General features: G+C 60.6%; 14 protein-coding genes and 1 pseudogene. 8 read left to right on the forward strand and 7 right to left on the reverse strand.

From position 1 onward, the window contains the following. Positions 1–209 precede the first annotated feature (209 nt). Both ATI02_RS29930 and ATI02_RS29935 read left to right on the forward strand, forming a co-directional pair. Positions 210–1,865, forward strand: coding sequence for an MFS transporter (locus ATI02_RS29930; protein ID WP_100848164.1), 1,656 nt, complete (start codon positions 210–212; stop codon positions 1,863–1,865). Further along, entirely contained in the window at positions 1,862–3,004 is a 1,143-nt protein-coding gene (locus tag ATI02_RS29935; protein ID WP_100848165.1) for an HlyD family secretion protein, read from the forward strand. The genes ATI02_RS29930 and ATI02_RS29935 overlap by 4 nt, the downstream gene beginning before the upstream one ends. A gap of 154 nt (positions 3,005–3,158) precedes the next feature. Here ATI02_RS29935 and copD read toward each other — a convergent pair whose 3' ends face one another. After that, positions 3,159–4,016 (reverse strand): copper homeostasis membrane protein CopD, encoded by an 858-nt coding sequence (gene copD / locus ATI02_RS29940; RefSeq protein WP_100848166.1) that lies wholly within the window; start codon positions 4,014–4,016, stop codon positions 3,159–3,161. 3 nt (positions 4,017–4,019) lie between these two features. Next, positions 4,020–4,385: a copper homeostasis periplasmic binding protein CopC gene (copC, locus tag ATI02_RS29945; protein WP_095190175.1), complete on the reverse strand. Its 366-nt coding sequence runs from the start codon at positions 4,383–4,385 to the stop codon at positions 4,020–4,022. 140 nt (positions 4,386–4,525) lie between these two features. Between copC and ATI02_RS29950 the strand changes: the two genes are divergently transcribed. Next, entirely contained in the window at positions 4,526–5,146 is a 621-nt protein-coding gene (locus ATI02_RS29950) for a TetR/AcrR family transcriptional regulator (RefSeq protein ID WP_095190174.1), read from the forward strand. A 115-nt stretch (positions 5,147–5,261) separates the two neighbouring features. Here the strand turns inward: ATI02_RS29950 and preA are convergent, their stop codons facing one another. The 3 genes from preA to hydA form a co-directional block, all read right to left on the reverse strand. After that, positions 5,262–6,536: an NAD-dependent dihydropyrimidine dehydrogenase subunit PreA gene (gene preA / locus ATI02_RS29955; RefSeq protein WP_095190173.1), complete on the reverse strand. Its 1,275-nt coding sequence runs from the start codon at positions 6,534–6,536 to the stop codon at positions 5,262–5,264. After that, a complete protein-coding gene (locus ATI02_RS29960; protein ID WP_100848167.1) occupies positions 6,537–7,904 on the reverse strand; it encodes an NAD(P)-dependent oxidoreductase in 1,368 nt (455 codons plus the stop codon). Between the two features lie 157 nt (positions 7,905–8,061). Beyond that, entirely contained in the window at positions 8,062–9,501 is a 1,440-nt protein-coding gene (gene hydA / locus ATI02_RS29965) for a dihydropyrimidinase (RefSeq protein WP_100848168.1), read from the reverse strand. A 623-nt stretch (positions 9,502–10,124) separates the two neighbouring features. On the opposite strand from hydA, the gene ATI02_RS29970 reads away from it, so the two are divergent. The 3 genes from ATI02_RS29970 to ATI02_RS29980 all read left to right on the forward strand — a co-directional run bounded on the left by ATI02_RS29970 (position 10,125) and on the right by ATI02_RS29980 (position 14,079). Continuing rightward, positions 10,125–11,609, forward strand: a complete 1,485-nt coding sequence (locus ATI02_RS29970; protein WP_100848169.1) for an NCS1 family nucleobase:cation symporter-1 — start codon at positions 10,125–10,127, stop codon at positions 11,607–11,609. A gap of 133 nt (positions 11,610–11,742) precedes the next feature. After that, complete coding sequence (locus ATI02_RS29975) at positions 11,743–13,026, forward strand: Zn-dependent hydrolase (RefSeq protein WP_100848170.1); 1,284 nt, start codon at positions 11,743–11,745, stop codon at positions 13,024–13,026. Positions 13,027–13,161: 135 nt separating this feature from the next. Beyond that, positions 13,162–14,079: a DHH family phosphoesterase gene (locus ATI02_RS29980; protein WP_100848171.1), complete on the forward strand. Its 918-nt coding sequence runs from the start codon at positions 13,162–13,164 to the stop codon at positions 14,077–14,079. An 8-nt stretch (positions 14,080–14,087) separates the two neighbouring features. Here ATI02_RS29980 and ATI02_RS29985 read toward each other — a convergent pair whose 3' ends face one another. Continuing rightward, complete coding sequence (locus tag ATI02_RS29985) at positions 14,088–14,297, reverse strand: hypothetical protein (RefSeq protein ID WP_100848172.1); 210 nt, start codon at positions 14,295–14,297, stop codon at positions 14,088–14,090. Between the two features lie 211 nt (positions 14,298–14,508). Further along, positions 14,509–14,778 (reverse strand): annotated as a pseudogene (locus ATI02_RS29995) (amidohydrolase family protein); the annotation flags it as partial. 12 nt (positions 14,779–14,790) lie between these two features. On the opposite strand from ATI02_RS29995, the gene ATI02_RS30000 reads away from it, so the two are divergent. Both ATI02_RS30000 and ATI02_RS30005 read left to right on the forward strand, forming a co-directional pair. Next, entirely contained in the window at positions 14,791–15,162 is a 372-nt protein-coding gene (locus ATI02_RS30000; protein WP_238156219.1) for a LysR substrate-binding domain-containing protein, read from the forward strand. Positions 15,163–15,350: 188 nt separating this feature from the next. Further along, positions 15,351–16,844, forward strand: coding sequence for a helix-turn-helix transcriptional regulator (locus ATI02_RS30005; protein ID WP_095190166.1), 1,494 nt, complete (start codon positions 15,351–15,353; stop codon positions 16,842–16,844). Positions 16,845–16,906: the final 62 nt, after the last annotated feature.

The following is a 16,906-nucleotide window of genomic DNA, read 5'->3' on the forward strand; positions in this document are numbered from 1 at the left end:
ACTTTTAAAAAATTTTTACGAATCCAGCCTAAAAGCTCCGATTCAATAACCGGTCCTTGTGGGAGCGGGCTTGTCCGCGATAGCGATTTGTCAGTCACGATGATGCCGTGCCTAATGCCCTCATCGCTGGCAAGCCAGCTCCCACAGGGATATGGGTTTACCGGCAGTTTTACGGCAAACTTCAGCAACCTCCAGCTCAAGGTCTTTTAATGGATCGATACGCCCCGCGCGACTGGCAGCCTCACGAGAAGCCCAGTCTGCCCGGTTCCCCCTCGACGCCGCTGCACTCCAACCCCAAGCGCCTGGCCTATGCGCTGGTCGGGTTGCTGGTGGCGGTGACCGGTGGTTTGGGCAACTCGTTGGTGGTCGCCAACCTGCCTTACCTGCAAGGCGCGCTGGGCGCGACCACGGCGGAGATGGCCTGGCTGCCGGCCGCCTACGTGATGACCAACGTGTCGATGAACCTGCTGCTGGTGAAGTTTCGCCAGCAGTTCGGCCTGCGTGCGTTCACCGAAGTGTTTCTGGTGCTGTATGCGCTGGTGACCTTCGGCCACCTGTTCGTCAACGACCTGAGCTCGGCCATCGCTGTGCGGGCAGCGCACGGCATGGTCGGTGCCGCACTCAGTTCGCTGGGCCTGTATTACATGGTCCAGGCGTTTCCGGCCAAGTGGCGGCTGAAGGCGCTGGTGCTGGGCCTCGGCGCCTCGCAACTGGCCCTGCCGCTGGCGCGCTTGTTCTCCGAAGACCTGTTGCAGATCGCCGAATGGCGCGGCTTGTACCTGTTCGAATTGGGCATGGCCCTGTTGTCGCTGGGCTGCGTGCTGCTGCTCAAGTTGCCGCCCGGTGACCGCTTCAAAACCTTCGAACCGCTGGACTTTCTCACCTTCGCGATTCTCGCCAGCGGCGTGGCACTGCTCTGTGCGGTGTTGTCGCTGGGGCGGATCGATTGGTGGCTGGAAGCCAACTGGATCGGCTATGCGCTGGCTGGCTCGATTGCCCTGATCCTCGCGGGCCTGGCGATCGAGCATAATCGCAGCAACCCGATGCTGATGACCCGCTGGCTCGGCAGTGGCACGATGATCCGCCTGGCGCTGGCGGTGACCCTGATTCGTATGGTCACTTCGGAACAATCCACCGGCGCCGTCGGTTTCATGCAGAACCTGAACATGGGTTATGAGCAGTTGCACAGCCTGTACGTGGTGATGCTGATCGGCAGCATCGCCGGGTTGGCGACCAGCGCGCTGACCATCGACCCCAAACACCTGCTGATGCCGCTGATCATCTCGCTGGCGCTGATGGCGACCGGTTCGGTGATGGACAGTTTTTCCAACAACCTGACCCGCCCGGCGAACCTGTATTTCAGTCAGTTTTTGCTGGCCTTCGGCAGCACGTTTTTTCTGGGGCCGACCATGGTGTTCGGCACCCGCAACGTGCTGACCAATCCGCGCAATCTGGTGAGTTTTTCGGTGTTATTCGGGATCTGCAACAACCTGGGCGGCTTGCTCGGCGCGGCGTTGTTGGGCACGTTCCAGATCGTGCGCGAAAAATTCCACTCCAGTCATCTGGTCGAACACCTGACGCTGTCCGATCCGTTGGTTGCCGCCCGTGTTCAGAGCGGCGGTTCGGCCTATGGCTCCTTGCTGGCTGACCCGAGCTTGCGCAATCTGGCCGGGATTCGCAGCCTGTCGAATGCCGCGACTCGCGAAGCCAACGTGCTGGCCTATAACGATGTATTCATGCTGATCGCCGTGATTGCGGTGCTGACCATGATCTGGCTGTCCATTCGCGCGCTGTGGCTGATGAGCACCACCAAGGCTATCGCCCCAACGCCTTCCGTACCTTCCAGCGGTGCCACCTCTTCATGACCGAACCGACCACCACAACCACCAATGCCATTGCCGCCACACCCGAGGGTGTCGCGCCGCCGTCATCGCCGAACACCGAGCCGCGCTCACTGCGGGTGCGGATTATTTCTTCGCTCGGTTTTGCCGCGATTGCCATCGTCGGTGTGCTGATCGTGCTCTACGCCTGGCAACTTCCGCCGTTCAGCAGCGCTGTAGAAACCACCGAAAACGCCTTGGTGCGCGGGCAGGTGACGATCATCGGCCCGCAACTCGCCGGGTATGTCCATGAAGTGCCGGTGCAGGATTTCCAGTTCGTGAAGGCCGGCGATCTGCTGGTGCGCCTGGACGACCGCATCTATCAGCAGCGCCTCGATCAGTCGCTGGCGCAACTGGCGGTACAGAAAGCCGCATTGGCCAATGTGGTGCAGCAGCGCAACAGCGCCGAGGCAACGATCAAGCTGCGTCAGGCAGTGGTGGCTGACAGCGAAGCGCAGTTGCGCAAAAGCGAGGCGGATCTGCGGCGTAACAAGGAGCTGGTGGGTGACGGTTCGGTGTCCAAACGAGAGATGGACGTGGCGCTGGCGGCCAATGCACAAAGTGTCGCGGCAGTGGCGCAGGCCAAGGCCAATCTGGAAATTGCCCGTCAGGATCTGCAAACGGTGATCGTCAATCGCGGTTCGCTGGAGGCGGCGGTGGCCAGCGCCGAAGCGGCGGTGCAACTGGCGCGGATCGACCTGTCGAACACCCGCATCGTCGCCCCGCGCGACGGTCAGCTCGGGCAAATCGGCGTGCGCCTCGGCGCCTACGTCAACTCCGGAGCGCAGTTGATGGCGTTGGTGCCGAACCAGAAATGGGTGATCGCCAACATGAAGGAAACCCAGATGGACAACGTGCGAGTCGGGCAACCGGTGCGCTTCACCGTCGATGCGTTGAACCACCGCAAATTCACCGGGCACGTGCAGCATATTTCGCCGGGCACCGGTTCGGAATTTGCCTTGTTGCAGGCGGATAACGCCACCGGCAACTTCGTCAAAATCGCCCAGCGGGTGCCGGTGCGCATCACCATTGATCCGGATCAGCAGGAAGAGGAGCGACTGCGGCCGGGGATGTCGGTGGTGGTGAGTATCGATACGGCGGCCGGTGACACACAACCGCATTGATCCACACATAACCCTGCGGGTGTGCAAAAGTAGTGGGCATCACGCGAAGCACGGTGGGAGGGGGCTTGCTCCCGAACGCGGCGGTCCAGTGAATAATGATGCCGGTTGATACACCGCCTTCGGGAGCAAGCCCCCTCCCACAGTCGGGCTGTGTTTATCCAGTGATCATCGGTGGCAGTGTGCCGAGCAGCGAAACGGCAGCGACAGCGCCAATCCCGAGCAACCACTCCAGCACCACACTGCGTCTGAGCGCGCCCATGCGCTGCGCGCAATCCTCAATCCGCAAGCGGTTGAACAGCGCCAGCCCGAGCATCCCCAGCACGATCATCGCCTTGATCAACAGAATCAGCGCAAACCCCGTGAACAGCGGTGTCGGCCACCATTGCCCCGTCAGCACGCGAACGTTGATCAACCCGCTGATCAGCAGCCCGGCAACCAGCGCATAGCCGATCCCGCTGAAGCGTCGCAGAATCTCGCGCATCGGTTCACTGGGCTGGCGCACAATCATCACCAGCAGCAACAACCCGCCAAGCCACGCCGCCACGCAGGTCAGGTGGACGATCTGGTTGAGAATCAACAGTTGGCCGCTGAGACCATCGAGCATCGCGCCATGACCGACCGGCGCCAGCGTCGCCAACAGCAGCGCGCTCAAGCCCAAGCGTAGCGGCAGGTTCGAACGCCACGGCGTAAACAGCAACGCCAGCAGCACCGCGTTGATCAGCAGGTGCCAGCGCCAGACCTGACCGAAAAACGTATTACCCAACACCAGCGCAACCGTGTCCGGATCAAACGCTGCCGCCGCCGAACCGGCCATGCTCGCGGTGATTAACAGCGCCCAAACGATGCCACTGGCCAGCGCAACGGCGGCGAGCCAACGAGCCAGCCGCGCCAGATGCCGATCCAGCTCCGGCGCGTCACCCTTGAGCAGCAATGGCCGGAACAGCCAGGCGCCGAACAGCATCAACACCACGGTGAAATGCAGGAACCGGCACAGCACCAGCGCTTCACTCATGAATTACTGGCCAACCTTGAACTGGTAGGCGCCTTCGCTTTTATGTGTGTCGACCGACACGGCGTGCCATTCGACTTTGTATTCACCGGCAGTCAGTGGCGCGGCCGGGGTGACGATCAGGGTTTTCTTGTCTTTGCCTTCGGTGGTCAGCGGTTTGACCGCGACTGGCGCGCCATCCTTGGTCAGGGTGACTTTGGTGAAGGTCGCTTCAACGCCTTCGGAAAACGTCAGACGAAGATCCGCCGGAGCGACGACGGAGCTGTCGGCAGCCGGGGTCTGGCTTTTCAGGTGGGCGTGGGCAAATACCGAGGATGCGGCGCACAGCGAAGCGAGCAGGGCAGTGGTGGTCAGAACGTTCTTGAGCAGCATCGCGGATACCTCTGAGGCAGGATCGAAGAAACCGCCAGTTTAGCCATCCGGCCAGCGCTGTACGAAGTTTTGTTTTCAGCGGTCGCCTCGGTGATAGAGCGGGTGCTAGTCTTCAACAACGTTGTTGTCAGGGAGCCCACATGGGCAATCACAAGATCGAGATTCGTCGCAGTAACGTCGAAAAAATTCTTCTGGCGGCGGAAAAAGTCTTCGCCGAAAAAGGCTTTGGCAGTACCGCCATGGCCGACATCGCCGCCGAAGTGCAACTGCCGCGTTCCAATCTGCACTACTACTTCTCAACCAAGAGCGAGCTGTACAGCGCGGTGCTGTTTGATCTGTTGGAAGTGTGGAAACAGGACGCGTTGTGCTTCGAGATGTTCGATGACCCGCGCGTGGTGCTCAGCAGCTACATCCGCGCCAAGATGAACCACTCGCGCAGCCGGCCTTACGGCTCGAAAGTCTGGGCCAATGAAATCATCCACGGCGCGCCGACCTTGGGCGAGGCGCTGGACGTCAGCCTGTATGACTGGGCGAAGATGAAGGAAGCGAAGATCCGCCAATGGGTCGAGGACAAGCGCATCCTGCCGGTGGAGCCGTCGAGCCTGCTGTACATGATCTGGGCCTCGACCCAGCATTACGCCGACTTCGATCATCAGGTGAATATCTTGAATGACCACCAGCCGCTGTCGGACATGCAGTTCGAACGGGCGGTGCAGACGGTGACCAGTGTGATTTTGCGTGGAATCGGCCTGGAGCCTTGAGTCTTGCGGTGAACAGACTGGCCTCTTCGCGAGCAGGCTCGCTCCCACAGGGGAATGCATTCCAACTGTGGGAGCGAGCCTGCTCGCGAAAGCGTCAGTTCAGACGCTACCTGCCTTAAGGTGAGACATGGTAGGGATTCCTCGGATCATGATTCCAGTCCAGAAACGGCTTGCCCGAATCCATCGGTACCATCTCGATGCAGTCCGCCACCGGACAGGTGATCTGGCACAAATTGCACCCCACACATTCATCATTAATCACTTCATATTTATGTGTCCCGTCCGCCTGCTTCAGACTGCTGATCGCCTGATGTGAAGTGTCCTCGCAGGCAATGTGGCAACGCCCGCAGCCAATGCACGCCGCCTGATCAATCTTGGCGATGACCTGATAGTTGATGTCGAGATACTTCCAGTCCGTGGTGTTGCCCACCGCGCGTCCCGAGAACTCGGCGATGTTGGCGTAACCCTGACTGTCCATCCACCGTGACAAGCCGTCCTTCATCTCCTCGACAATGCGGAAACCATGCAGCATCGCCGCCGTGCACACCTGCACTGCGCCGCTGCCCAGCGCCATGAACTCCGCCGCATCGCGCCAACTGCCGATGCCGCCGATCCCGCAGATCGGCAAGCCCTGGGTCTGTGGATCACGGGCGATTTCCGCGACCATGTTCAACGCAATCGGCTTGACTGCCGAACCGCAATAACCGCCGTGAGTGCTTTTGCTGCCGACGGTGGGCAGGGCGACCATGTGTTCCAGGTCGACGCTGGTGATCGAGTTGATGGTGTTGATCAGCGACACCGCATCGGCGCCACCGCGATGGGCGGCGCGGGCGGCGACGCGGATGTCGGTGATGTTCGGCGTCAGTTTGACGATCACTGGCAGCGAGCAATACGTCTTGCACCAGCGCGTCACCTGTTCGACATACTCCGGCACCTGACCGACCGCCGCACCCATGCCGCGTTCGGGCATGCCGTGCGGGCAGCCGAAATTCAGTTCGATGCCGTCGGCACCGGTGGCTTCCACCAGCGGCAGGATGTGTTTCCACGATTCCTCGACGCACGGCACCATCAGCGACACGATCAGCGCGCGATCTGGCCAGTCCTTCTTCACCTGGGTGATTTCACGCAGGTTGATTTCCAGCGAGCGGTCGGTGATCAGCTCGATGTTGTTGATGCCCAGCACTTCGCGATTGTTGCCGTAGTGCGCCGAGTAGCGCGAGGAGACGTTAACCGCCGCCGGATCTTCCCCGAGGGTTTTCCAGACCACGCCACCCCAACCGGCCTCGAAGGCGCGAACCACGTTGTAGGCCTTGTCGGTCGGCGGCGCGGACGCCAGCCAGAACGGATTAGGCGCTTTGATGCCGGCGAAGACTATCGAGAGATCGGCCATTTACGCAGCCTCCACGTTGAGCATCAGTTGAGCGTTGATGGCCTCGGCGGCCAGTTTGCCGTGCTGCACCGCCTGCACGGTGAGGTCTTGATCGAGGCTGGTGCAGTCACCACCGGCATACACACCGGGAATGCTGGTGCGCAGGTTCTCGTCGACCTGAATCCGTTCGCCCTGACGCTTGAGTTCGCGCGCCAATGGGTCGGCGAGAGCGCTGCCATCGAAGGCCTGGCCGATGGCTTTGAAGATCGCATCAGCAGCCAGTTCGAAGGTTTCTCCGGTGGTTTGCAGGCGACCGTCGACCAGATCGGTGCGGGCGAAACGCATGCCGCGCACATGGCCCTGAGCGTCGAGCAAGACTTCCTCCGGTTGCGCCCAGGTCAGCAGGCGTACCTGATTGGCCTTGGCGATGTCTTGTTCGTGGCCGGTGGCGCCCATGTCGGCGGCACCGCGGCGATACACCAGATTCACATCGCGGGCACCGAGGCGAGCCATCTGCACGGCCATGTCGATCGCGGTGTTGCCGGCGCCGAGGACGATGCAGCGCTCGGCCAATGGCAGCTGGGTGAGGTCATCGGCCTGGCGCAGTTCGCGGATGTAATCGGTGGCGGCGAGCAGGCCGGGGGCGTCTTCATGGGTCAAACCAAGTTGCTTGCTGGCATTGAGGCCGAGGCCAAGGAACACCGCGTCGAACTGCTGATGCAGGTCGCTGAGGGTCAGGTTGTCGCCGAGTTTCTGCCCGTGACGGATTTCGATGCCGCCGATCTGCAGGAGGAAATCCAGTTCCTTCTGCGCGTAATCATCGACCAGTTTGTACTTGGCGATCCCGTATTCATTCAGGCCGCCAGCCTTTTCCCGCGCTTCGAAAATCACCACGTCGTGACCGTGCATGGCGCTGCGGTGCGCGCAGGACAGACCCGCCGGGCCGGCACCGACCACGGCAATGCGTTTGCCGGTGGCGGCGGCGCGCTGGAACGGGTGTTCAGTGAAATTCGCGTTGTCCACGGCGTAGCGCTGCAACAGGCCGATCAGCACCGGCGCGCATTCCTGGGCGTTGTTGCGCACGCAGGCTTGCTGGCAAAGAATCTCGGTCGGGCAAACCCGCGCACAACTGCCGCCAAGGATATTCGCCGAGAGGATTTTCTGCGCCGCACCGGGCACGTTGTCCTGATGGATATTGCGGATGAACGAAGGGATGTCGATTTCGCTCGGGCACGCATTGACGCACGGCGCGTCATAGCAATACAGGCAGCGCGAGGCTTCCAGATGCGCCTGCCGGGCATTGAGCGGCGGCGCCAGATCGGTGAAATGGCCGGCGAGGGCGGCCGCGCTTTCGTGCGGGTGCGGGAGATGGTTCAGGGTCTCGATCACGGTTTTTTGCCTCACGGTTATTGAGGTGCTCTGCCTCTGACGGGCAGTGGTTTTTGTATTGCCTGGACTGGCCTCTTCGCGAGCAGGCTCGCTCCCACAGGGGAATGCATTTCAAATGTGGGAGCGAGCCTGCTCGCGAAGGCCGAAGGCCTGGATTTCAGCGTTTAACGGCAGTTGGCTTGTGCAACTCAGCCCGCTTGCTCAGCAAATCAAACACCGCCGGATACGCCGGCCGTTCGATGTACCTTCCGGCCCCGCGCTCGGCGCGCAGGTCGCCGTCGGCCCAGACCACGCGGCCCTGGCTGACGGTGTGGCTCGGCACGCCGCGCACGGTCTTGCCTTCGAAGATGTTGAAATCCACCTGCTGATGGTGGGTCTTGGCGGAGATGGTCCGCGTGCCTTGCGGATCCCACAGCACCAGATCGGCATCGGCGCCAACCCGGATCGCACCCTTGCGCGGGTAGAGGTTGAAGATTTTTGCAGTGTTGGTGGAGGTGAGGGCGACGAAGTCCTGCATCGACAAACGCCCGCTGTTCACGCCCTCATCCCACAGCACCGCCATGCGGTCTTCAATGCCGGCGGTGCCGTTGGGAATCTTGCTGAAGTCGTCGCGCCCGGCGGCTTTCTGCTCGGCGCAGAAGCAGCAGTGATCGGTCGCGGTGGTGTGCAGATTGCCGTTTTGCAAACCGTGCCATAGCGCTTCCTGATGCCCGCGTGGGCGGAACGGCGGGCTCATCACGTAACCGGCAGCGGTCTGCCAGTCCGGGTGTTGATACACGCTGTCATCGAGCAGCAGATGCCCGGCCAGGACTTCACCGTAAACCGGTTGCCCCTTGCTGCGCGCATAGGTGATTTCGTCGAGAGCTTCCTTGGTCGAGACGTGTACCAGGTACAGCGGCGTGCCGATGGTTTCGGCAATCCGAATGGCCCGGCTCGCCGCCTCGCCTTCGACCTGGGAGGGACGCGACAGCGGATGCGCCTCCGGCCCGGTGATGCCCTGGGCCATCAACTTGCGTTGCAGGTGGTAAACCAACTCGCCGTTTTCCGCGTGCACGGTTGGCACCGCGCCGAGTTCCAGGCAGCGCTCGAAGCTCGCCACCAGCGTGTCATCGGCGGCCATGATCGCATTCTTGTAAGCCATGAAATGCTTGAAGCTGTTGATGCCGTGATGGCTGACCAGCTCGGCCATTTCCTCGCGCACCTGTTCGCTCCACCAGGTGATCGCGACGTGGAAGCCATAGTCGGATGCGGACTTCTCGGCCCAACCGCGCCACTGATGAAACGCCTCCATTAACGACTGTTGGGGATTGGGAATCACGAAGTCGATGATCGACGTGGTGCCCCCGGCCAGACCCGCAGCGGTGCCGCTGTAAAAGTCTTCGCTGGCCACGGTGCCCATGAACGGGAGTTGCATGTGCGTGTGTGGGTCGATGCCGCCGGGCATCAGGTATTGGCCGCTGCCGTCGAGCACTTCGGCACCCGCGGGAATATCAAGGTTTTCACCGATGGCTTTGATCACGCCGTCAGCGCAATAGACGTCGGCGCGATAACTTTCATCATGGGTAACAACGGTGGCGCCACGGATCAACAGAGACATTCCGAGTTCCTCGCAGGCATGACCGACTTGTGCCGGTTCTAAATGTTTTATTGATGTACAGCGGTGAAGGGCGTATTCCTGTCAGCGCTGTCAGGAATAGAAACTAGTCGCTGTCTTGCAATAGATCAAGATTATTTTTTATAAGCTTATGACTGTTTTAAGCTGTTGAAAAATAAAGATAAAAGATGAAAATCACCAAAATGGTGAGGCTGTTCACCATTTTGACGCACTTGACAGGATGGAAATATGAGCAAGATTTCCTATGTGAAATCAGCCGCTTGAAGTTGAGCTGCGGTTGATCGCTCATGAAGAAAAAAAGTGCAGTGCACCAGTTTGAGTCCTGACAGTTCGGATAACTTGCCCGGCGTTTAGTCTGAGCGTTCAGACAAGTTTTCCTGGACTCACCGGTAAATAATTAAAACTGATGAATATCAGGAAGTTGCAAAGCGTTTAAAGCATCGCCCGAGCGTTGAGTGGAGTACCCGGCACGTTTATTGATGCCGCCGCTGACACCATGGCCGGTGCGTGAAAGTTGTCAGTTCCTCCGGCCATCGTCCGGCTCGCACCGTCATGTGCAGCCGCCTGATGAGCAAAAAAATAATCAGAAGAACAGTGGAGCGGCCATGCAACAGATCAGATCGCAAGTGACCGAGCGCGACGGCTTGTTCGAGCTTGAAGCCGGCAGCGACGTCCTCGACAGTCCCCGTTACAACCACGACATGGCACCGACCAAGGTGCGCGAACGAACCTGGAACAAATGGCACATCACCGCGCTGTGGGTCGGCATGTCGATCTGCGTGCCGACCTATACCCTCGGTGGCGTGCTGACGGCGTACTTCGGCCTGACCGTCGGTGAAGCGCTGCTGGCGATTCTGTTTGCCAACATCATTGTGTTGATTCCGCTGACGTTCAATGCGTTTCCCGGCACCAAGTACGGCATCCCGTTCCCGGTGTTGCTGCGCTCGTCATTCGGCATTCTCGGTTCCAACGTGCCGTGTCTGATTCGCGCGCTGGTCGCCTGTGGCTGGTTCGGCATTCAGACGATGTTTGGCGGCCTGGCGATTCACCTGTTTCTCGGCTCGATTTTCGACGGCTGGAAATCCCTCGGCGGCACCGGGGAGGTGATCGGCTTCATGATTTTCTGGGCGTTGAACCTGTGGGTGGTGATTCGCGGTGCCGAGTCCATCAAGTGGCTGGAAACCCTGTCGGCGCCGTTGCTGGTAGCGGTTGGCATCGGACTTCTGGTGTGGGCGATGCCCAATGTGTCGATGACCGAGTTGCTGGCGATCCCGCCGAAACGTCCTGAAGGCGCGAGCGTGGTCAGTTACTTCGCCGCCGGGCTGACGGCGATGGTCGGCTTCTGGGCCACGCTGTCGCTGAACATTCCCGACTTCAGTCGCTACGCCAAAAGTCAGAAGGATCAGATCCTCGGGCAGATTTTCGGCCTGCCGCTGACCATGTTCCTCTTCGCCTCCCTCGGCGTGATCATGACCGCAGCGTCAGTGAAACTGGTGGGCGTAACCGTCTCTGATCCGGTCAGCCTGATCGGCCACATCCAGAGCCCGGTGTGGGTTGCGGTGGCGATGGCGCTGATCATCATCGCCACGCTGTCGACCAACACGGCGGCGAACATCGTGTCGCCGACCAACGACTTCCAGAACATCGCGCCCAAGGTCATCAACCGCACCAAAGCGGTGTTGCTGACCGGTTTTGTCGGGCTGTTGCTGATGGGCCATGAGTTGCTGAAAAAACTTGGCCTGATCGTTTCCGATGTCAGCCTGGAGACCGTGTATTCCAACTGGTTGCTGGGCTATTCCAGCCTGCTCGGGCCAATTGCCGGGATCATGGTGGTGGACTATTTCCTGATCAAGAAACAGCAACTGGACCTCGCCGGGTTGTACCGCGACGACGTCTATCCGGCGTGGAACCGGGCCGGGTTCCTGGCGTTCGGCGTGCCGGTGGCGCTGACGCTGCTGTCGCTGGGTAGCGACGCGTTCAGCTGGTTTTACAGCTATGGCTGGTTTACCGGCTCGGCGCTGGGCGGAATCATTTATTACGGCTTGTGCGTGATGCGGGCGCAGCCTTCTGCCGTGAAAACAGCGGTGTAGCGGAGGGCCCTTTCGCGAGCAGGCTCGCTCCCACAGGGGAACGCATTCCAAATGTGGGAGCGGGCTTGCTCGCGAAGGCGGCCTGACAGACACCACAGCAATATCCATAAGAAACTAGCCTGAGGAGATCCCCATGAACGCAGCCGTAGACGTTCTGCAATCGACCCATCAGCACATCAACCGCGACCGCCTGTGGGCGTCGCTGATGGAACTGGCCAAACTCGGCGCCACGGTCAAGGGCGGGGTCTGTCGCCTGGCTCTGACCGACCTCGATCGCCAGGCCCGCGACCTGTTCGTGCAATGGTGCAAGGACGCCGGATGCAGCGTCACGGTCGATGCCGTCGGCAACATCTTCGCCCGTCGCCCCGGCCGCAACCCGAACCTGCCACCGGTGATGACCGGCAGCCACATCGACACCCAACCCACCGGCGGCAAGTTCGACGGCTGCTTTGGCGTGCTTGCCGGCGTCGAAGTGCTGCGCACGCTCAATGACCTCGGCGTGGAAACCGAAGCGCCGCTGGAAGTAGTGGTGTGGACCAACGAAGAAGGCTCGCGCTTCGCCCCATGCATGATGGGCTCCGGGGTGTTCGCGGAAAAATTCACCCTCGAGGAAACCCTCGCCAAAGTCGATGCCGATGGCGTCACCGTTGGCGAGGCGCTCAATGCGATCGGCTATGCCGGTTCGCGCAAAGTCAGCGGACACAAGGTCGGCGCCTATTTCGAGGCACACATCGAGCAAGGCCCGATCCTTGAAGACGAACGGAAAACCATCGGCGTGGTGCTTGGTGCGCTGGGGCAGAAGTGGTTCGACCTCAAGCTGCGCGGCGTCGAAGCCCACGCCGGCCCGACCCCGATGCATCTGCGCAAGGATGCGCTGGTCGGCGCCTCGGTCATCGTCGGTGCGGTCAACCGCGCTGCCCTCGGCCATCAACCCCATGCCTGCGGCACCGTCGGTTGCCTGCAAGCCTACCCAGGCTCGCGCAACGTCATCCCCGGTGAGGTACGCATGACCCTCGATTTCCGTCACCTGGAACCGGCGCGCCTGGACTCGATGATCGCCGAAGTCAAACACGTCATTGAAGCCACATGCGAAGAACACGGCCTCACGTATGAACTGACACCCACCGCCGACTTCCCGCCGCTGTACTTTGAAAAGGGTTGTGTGGACGCCGTACGTGGCGCCGCCAAGGGTTTGGGCCTGTCGCACATGGACATCGTCAGCGGTGCCGGCCACGACGCCATCTTCCTCGCCGAACTCGGCCCGGCCGGGATGATCTTCGTGCCGTGCGAAGGCGGCATCAGCCACAACGAAATCGAAAACGCCGCGCCGGATGATCTGGCAGCGGGGTGTGCGGTGTTGTTGCGGGCGATGCTGGCGGCTTCGGCGATGGTGGCTGGGGGGCAACGCGCGGCCTGAAGATCAAAAGATCGCAGCCTGCGGCAGCTCCTACATGGGATATGTGTTCGCCTCTGTAGGCGCTGTCGAGTGAAACGAGGCTGCGATCTTTTTATGTCACCCCAATGTCATGGAAATGTGCGACGTTTGCGCCCCATGAAAATCATCACCTCCGGCGCGTCCTATCTGGACATCGACGCCTACGCCTGCTGCATCGCCTACGCCGAATTGCTCAACCTGCAAGGCCTTCCCGCCCGCGCGGTCAGCAGCGCAAAGCCCAATAGCAGCGTGTCTCCAACCGTTCTGAGTTGGGGCGCTGCGTTTCAGCGTTACACGCCGCAAGCCAATGACGGATTCGTGCTCGTCGATGTGTCCGACCATCACCACTTCGACCCGCTGGTGGTGCTCGACCAAGTGGTGGAGGTTATCGACCATCATCCCGGTTTTGAGCAGTACTGGGCTGAACGACTGGGTTGCGCCGCCGATATCCGCCCGATCGGCGCGGCAGCGACGCTGGTTTTTCAGCGCTGGCAAACCGCCGGCCTGCTCTCGCGAATGAGCGAGCAAAGCGCGGCATTGCTGGCCACGGCGATTCTCGACAACACGCTCAACTTCACCGGGCAGATGACCACCGAGCTGGATGTTCGGGCTTATGACCTTTTGGCCCAGCGAGCGAGTCTGGCGGCAAACTGGCCCGAGCGGTATTTCCTCGAATGTCAGGCCGCCATCGAAGCAGACCTGCAGGCCGCGTTGGCAGCGGATCTGAAACGCTTCAAACCGGACAGCAACCTGCCGCAGGTTTTCGCACAGATGACGGTGTGGGACGCCGATGGGTTGCTGCACAACCATTGCAACGAGATCTGCGGCTGGATGGCCGGGCAGGGCGATGACTGGTTGCTCAACGTCATCAGCATCCGTGACGGCAAGAGTTGTTTGCTGGCGGAGCCTGAGGCCAGCCAGCAGACGTTGAATCGGTTGCTGCCGCTGCAATGGCAGGCGGCAATGGCGGTTGTGAAACCGTCGATGCTGCGTAAAGAATTGCTGATGCTGGGGCTGAACCTCAACGCTGTCTGATGCGCTGATCAACCTGGGCGATCATTTCTGCTCGCAGTGCCCTGGCGCCGCTCAGCGCCATCCGGGTTGCCGGTGTCCAGCAACCTTCTTTCCACCAGCACATTCTCCAGCGCCTGACGCTCGACCGGCGCCATTTGGTGTTCGCGCTTTTTCAGCTCCAGCAGGATGGGGCTGGACCAGGTGCGATAAGTCTGTTCGATGTTGCGACGCGACGTCATCAGTCTCTCCTTGATCAAGAGCCCGGTTTTGCTGGCAGGGGCTCAGTCCGATGAGGGATTAACCTTAGTCGAGAATCCCATATCGCGCGAATGCGCACGCCCGATGTAGGAGCTGCCGAAGGCTGCGATCTTTTGATCTTGATCTTGAAAAACAGGATCAAAAGATCGCAGCCTTCGGCAGCTCCTACACAGGGATTGCGGTAGGTGGGGGTTAATCGTCCACGTTCATCATCGCCTGCACACCTTCCCACGCTTCGGCGCGCATGCGTTCGATATCCAGTCCTGGAATCACGCCGTTATCCACGACCACACGACCACCCACCAAACTGTATTTCACTGTAATCGGCTCGCCTGCCACCACCGGTGCAACAGCGCTGTCGTGGAAGCCGAAGAAGCGTGGATGGTCGAGGCTGTAGATCACCAGATCCGCCGCCTGACCGACTTCCAGCGTACCCACCGCGCCTGAGCCAAGCACCTGCGCGCGGAACATCCGTTGGCCCGCCGCGAGGTGTTGGCCCCGGCAGATCTGGCACACGAGCCGTTTGTGGCACTGGAATTGAAGCAGTCGCGGTTTGCCCATTTTCTTTATCAGTGCTGTATTCAGGCTGGGTTCACGCCGCAGATTCGACAGCAGGTGATCGAGGTGCAGACTTTGCTCAGTCTGGTGCGCGCCGGGTTTGGCGTGGCGTTGTTGCCGGCTTCCATCGAGCAATTGGCGCCGGCGGGGCTGGTGTTTCGCAAGTTGACCCCGGCGCTGCCGGAGGTGCCGTTGTATGCGACGTATCGCGCGGACGATGCTTCCCCAGTCCTCAAACTCTTCCTCGACACCCTGCGCGAGTTGGTGGAATCCTCAAATCACCACTGATCCTTTGTGGGAGGGGGCTTGCTCCCGAATGCGGTGTGTCATTCAACAATGATGACAGCTGATCCACCGCCTTCGGGAGCAAGCCCCCTCCCACAGGGATCTTCAGTGTTTCGGGAATTAATGATCGGCACGATCACGGCGCGGCGCGGTCGTAACCTTCACATGCGCGTATCACTTGTGGAGAGCCAATGAGCCAGGAAGTCCTGACCCGCGAAACCAATCGTCGCCAGTTGCAGCAGATCATCGCCGGGCTGTCCGACGGGGTGATTTTGCTCGAGCTGGATCAGAGCATCCTCTGGGCCAACGAAGCGGCGCTGGCCATGCACGGTGTCAGCCGTATCGGTGAACTGGGCAGCAATGCCGACGAGTACGCCAAGCGCTTCAGCCTGCGCTATCGCAACAACCACGCGGTGCCGCCCGAGAATTACCCGATCAGCCGCGCGGCGCGCTGCGAAGCCTTCAGCGACGTGCTGATCGAGGTGTTCGCCGTGGATGACCCGGAGCGGGTCTGGGTGCATAACGTGCGCAGCATGGTGCTGACTGATCGCGAAGGGCAGCCGGAGTCGCTGGTGCTGATCATGAGCGACGTCACCGACTGGGCCAGCGCCGAGCAGCGCTTCGAGAAAACCTTCAATGCCAATCCGGCGCCGGCGGTGATCTGCCGTCTGACTGATTTGCGCTACATCAAGGTCAATCCGGGGTTTCTGGAGATGACCGGTTACACCCGTGACCAGGTGATCGGCACCTCGGCTTACGAAATCGACATCCTCGAACAGGCCGAGCGCAAAGACCTTGCCATCCAGCGTCTGAAAGATGTCGCGACCATCCCGCAGATGCAGGCCGAGCTGCGGCTGGCCGATGGCAGCACCAAGCAAGTGATCGTTGCCGGACAACCGCTGCAACTCAATGATGAGCAGTGCATGCTGTTCTCGTTCGTCGACATGGAATTGCGCCACAAGGCTGAAGTGGCGCTGCGCCAGAGTGAGGAGCGCTTTGCCAAGGCGTTCCGGCTGACCCCGGTGCCGATCCTGATCTGTAGTGCTGATGAGCAGCAGGTGATCGATGTCAATCAGGCGTTCCTCGACACTTTGGCTTATGCCAGCGATGACGTGCTCGGCAAAACCATCACGCAACTGAATTTCATCGACGACGAAGGCGCCCGAGCCCGGCTGCTGACGGCGCTGGCGAAAAGCGGGCGGATTGATCGGGTCGATGTGCGGGTGCGCAAGAAGGATGTGGATCTGTTGGAGTGTGCGGTGTCCGCCGATACCGTCAACATTCAGGACACACGCTGTTATCTGCTGGTGCTGATGGACATCACCGAGCGCAAGCGCACCGAGCTTGAGCTGGTGGCGGCGATTGAAGAGGTGATGAAAGATGCCTCTTGGTTCAGTCGCACGCTGATCGAAAAGCTGGCGAATGTGAAGAAGGTCAATTCGCCGCAACTGCCGAGTGTGTCGTTCACCGACCTGACGGCGCGTGAGCGCGATGTGCTTGGGCTGATCTGCGAAGGCTTGGCGGACAAGGAGATCGCGGCGCGCCTGAAACTGGCACCGAACACGGTGCGCAATCATGTGGCGACGGTGTATTCCAAGCTGGATGTGCACAGCCGCAGCGAGGCGATTGTCTGGGCGCGGGAGCGCGGCTTGTTTTCCGGCGGGGGGACCAAGGGACAGCGGTAGGGTGCAAATGCACTAGTTCAATCGGTGCAAATTAGTGTGTTGGTGTGAGGGGGCTGTTCTTA

The organism is Pseudomonas baetica (genome assembly GCF_002813455.1).
In the GTDB taxonomy this organism is placed as follows: Bacteria; Pseudomonadota; Gammaproteobacteria; order Pseudomonadales; family Pseudomonadaceae; genus Aquipseudomonas; species Aquipseudomonas baetica.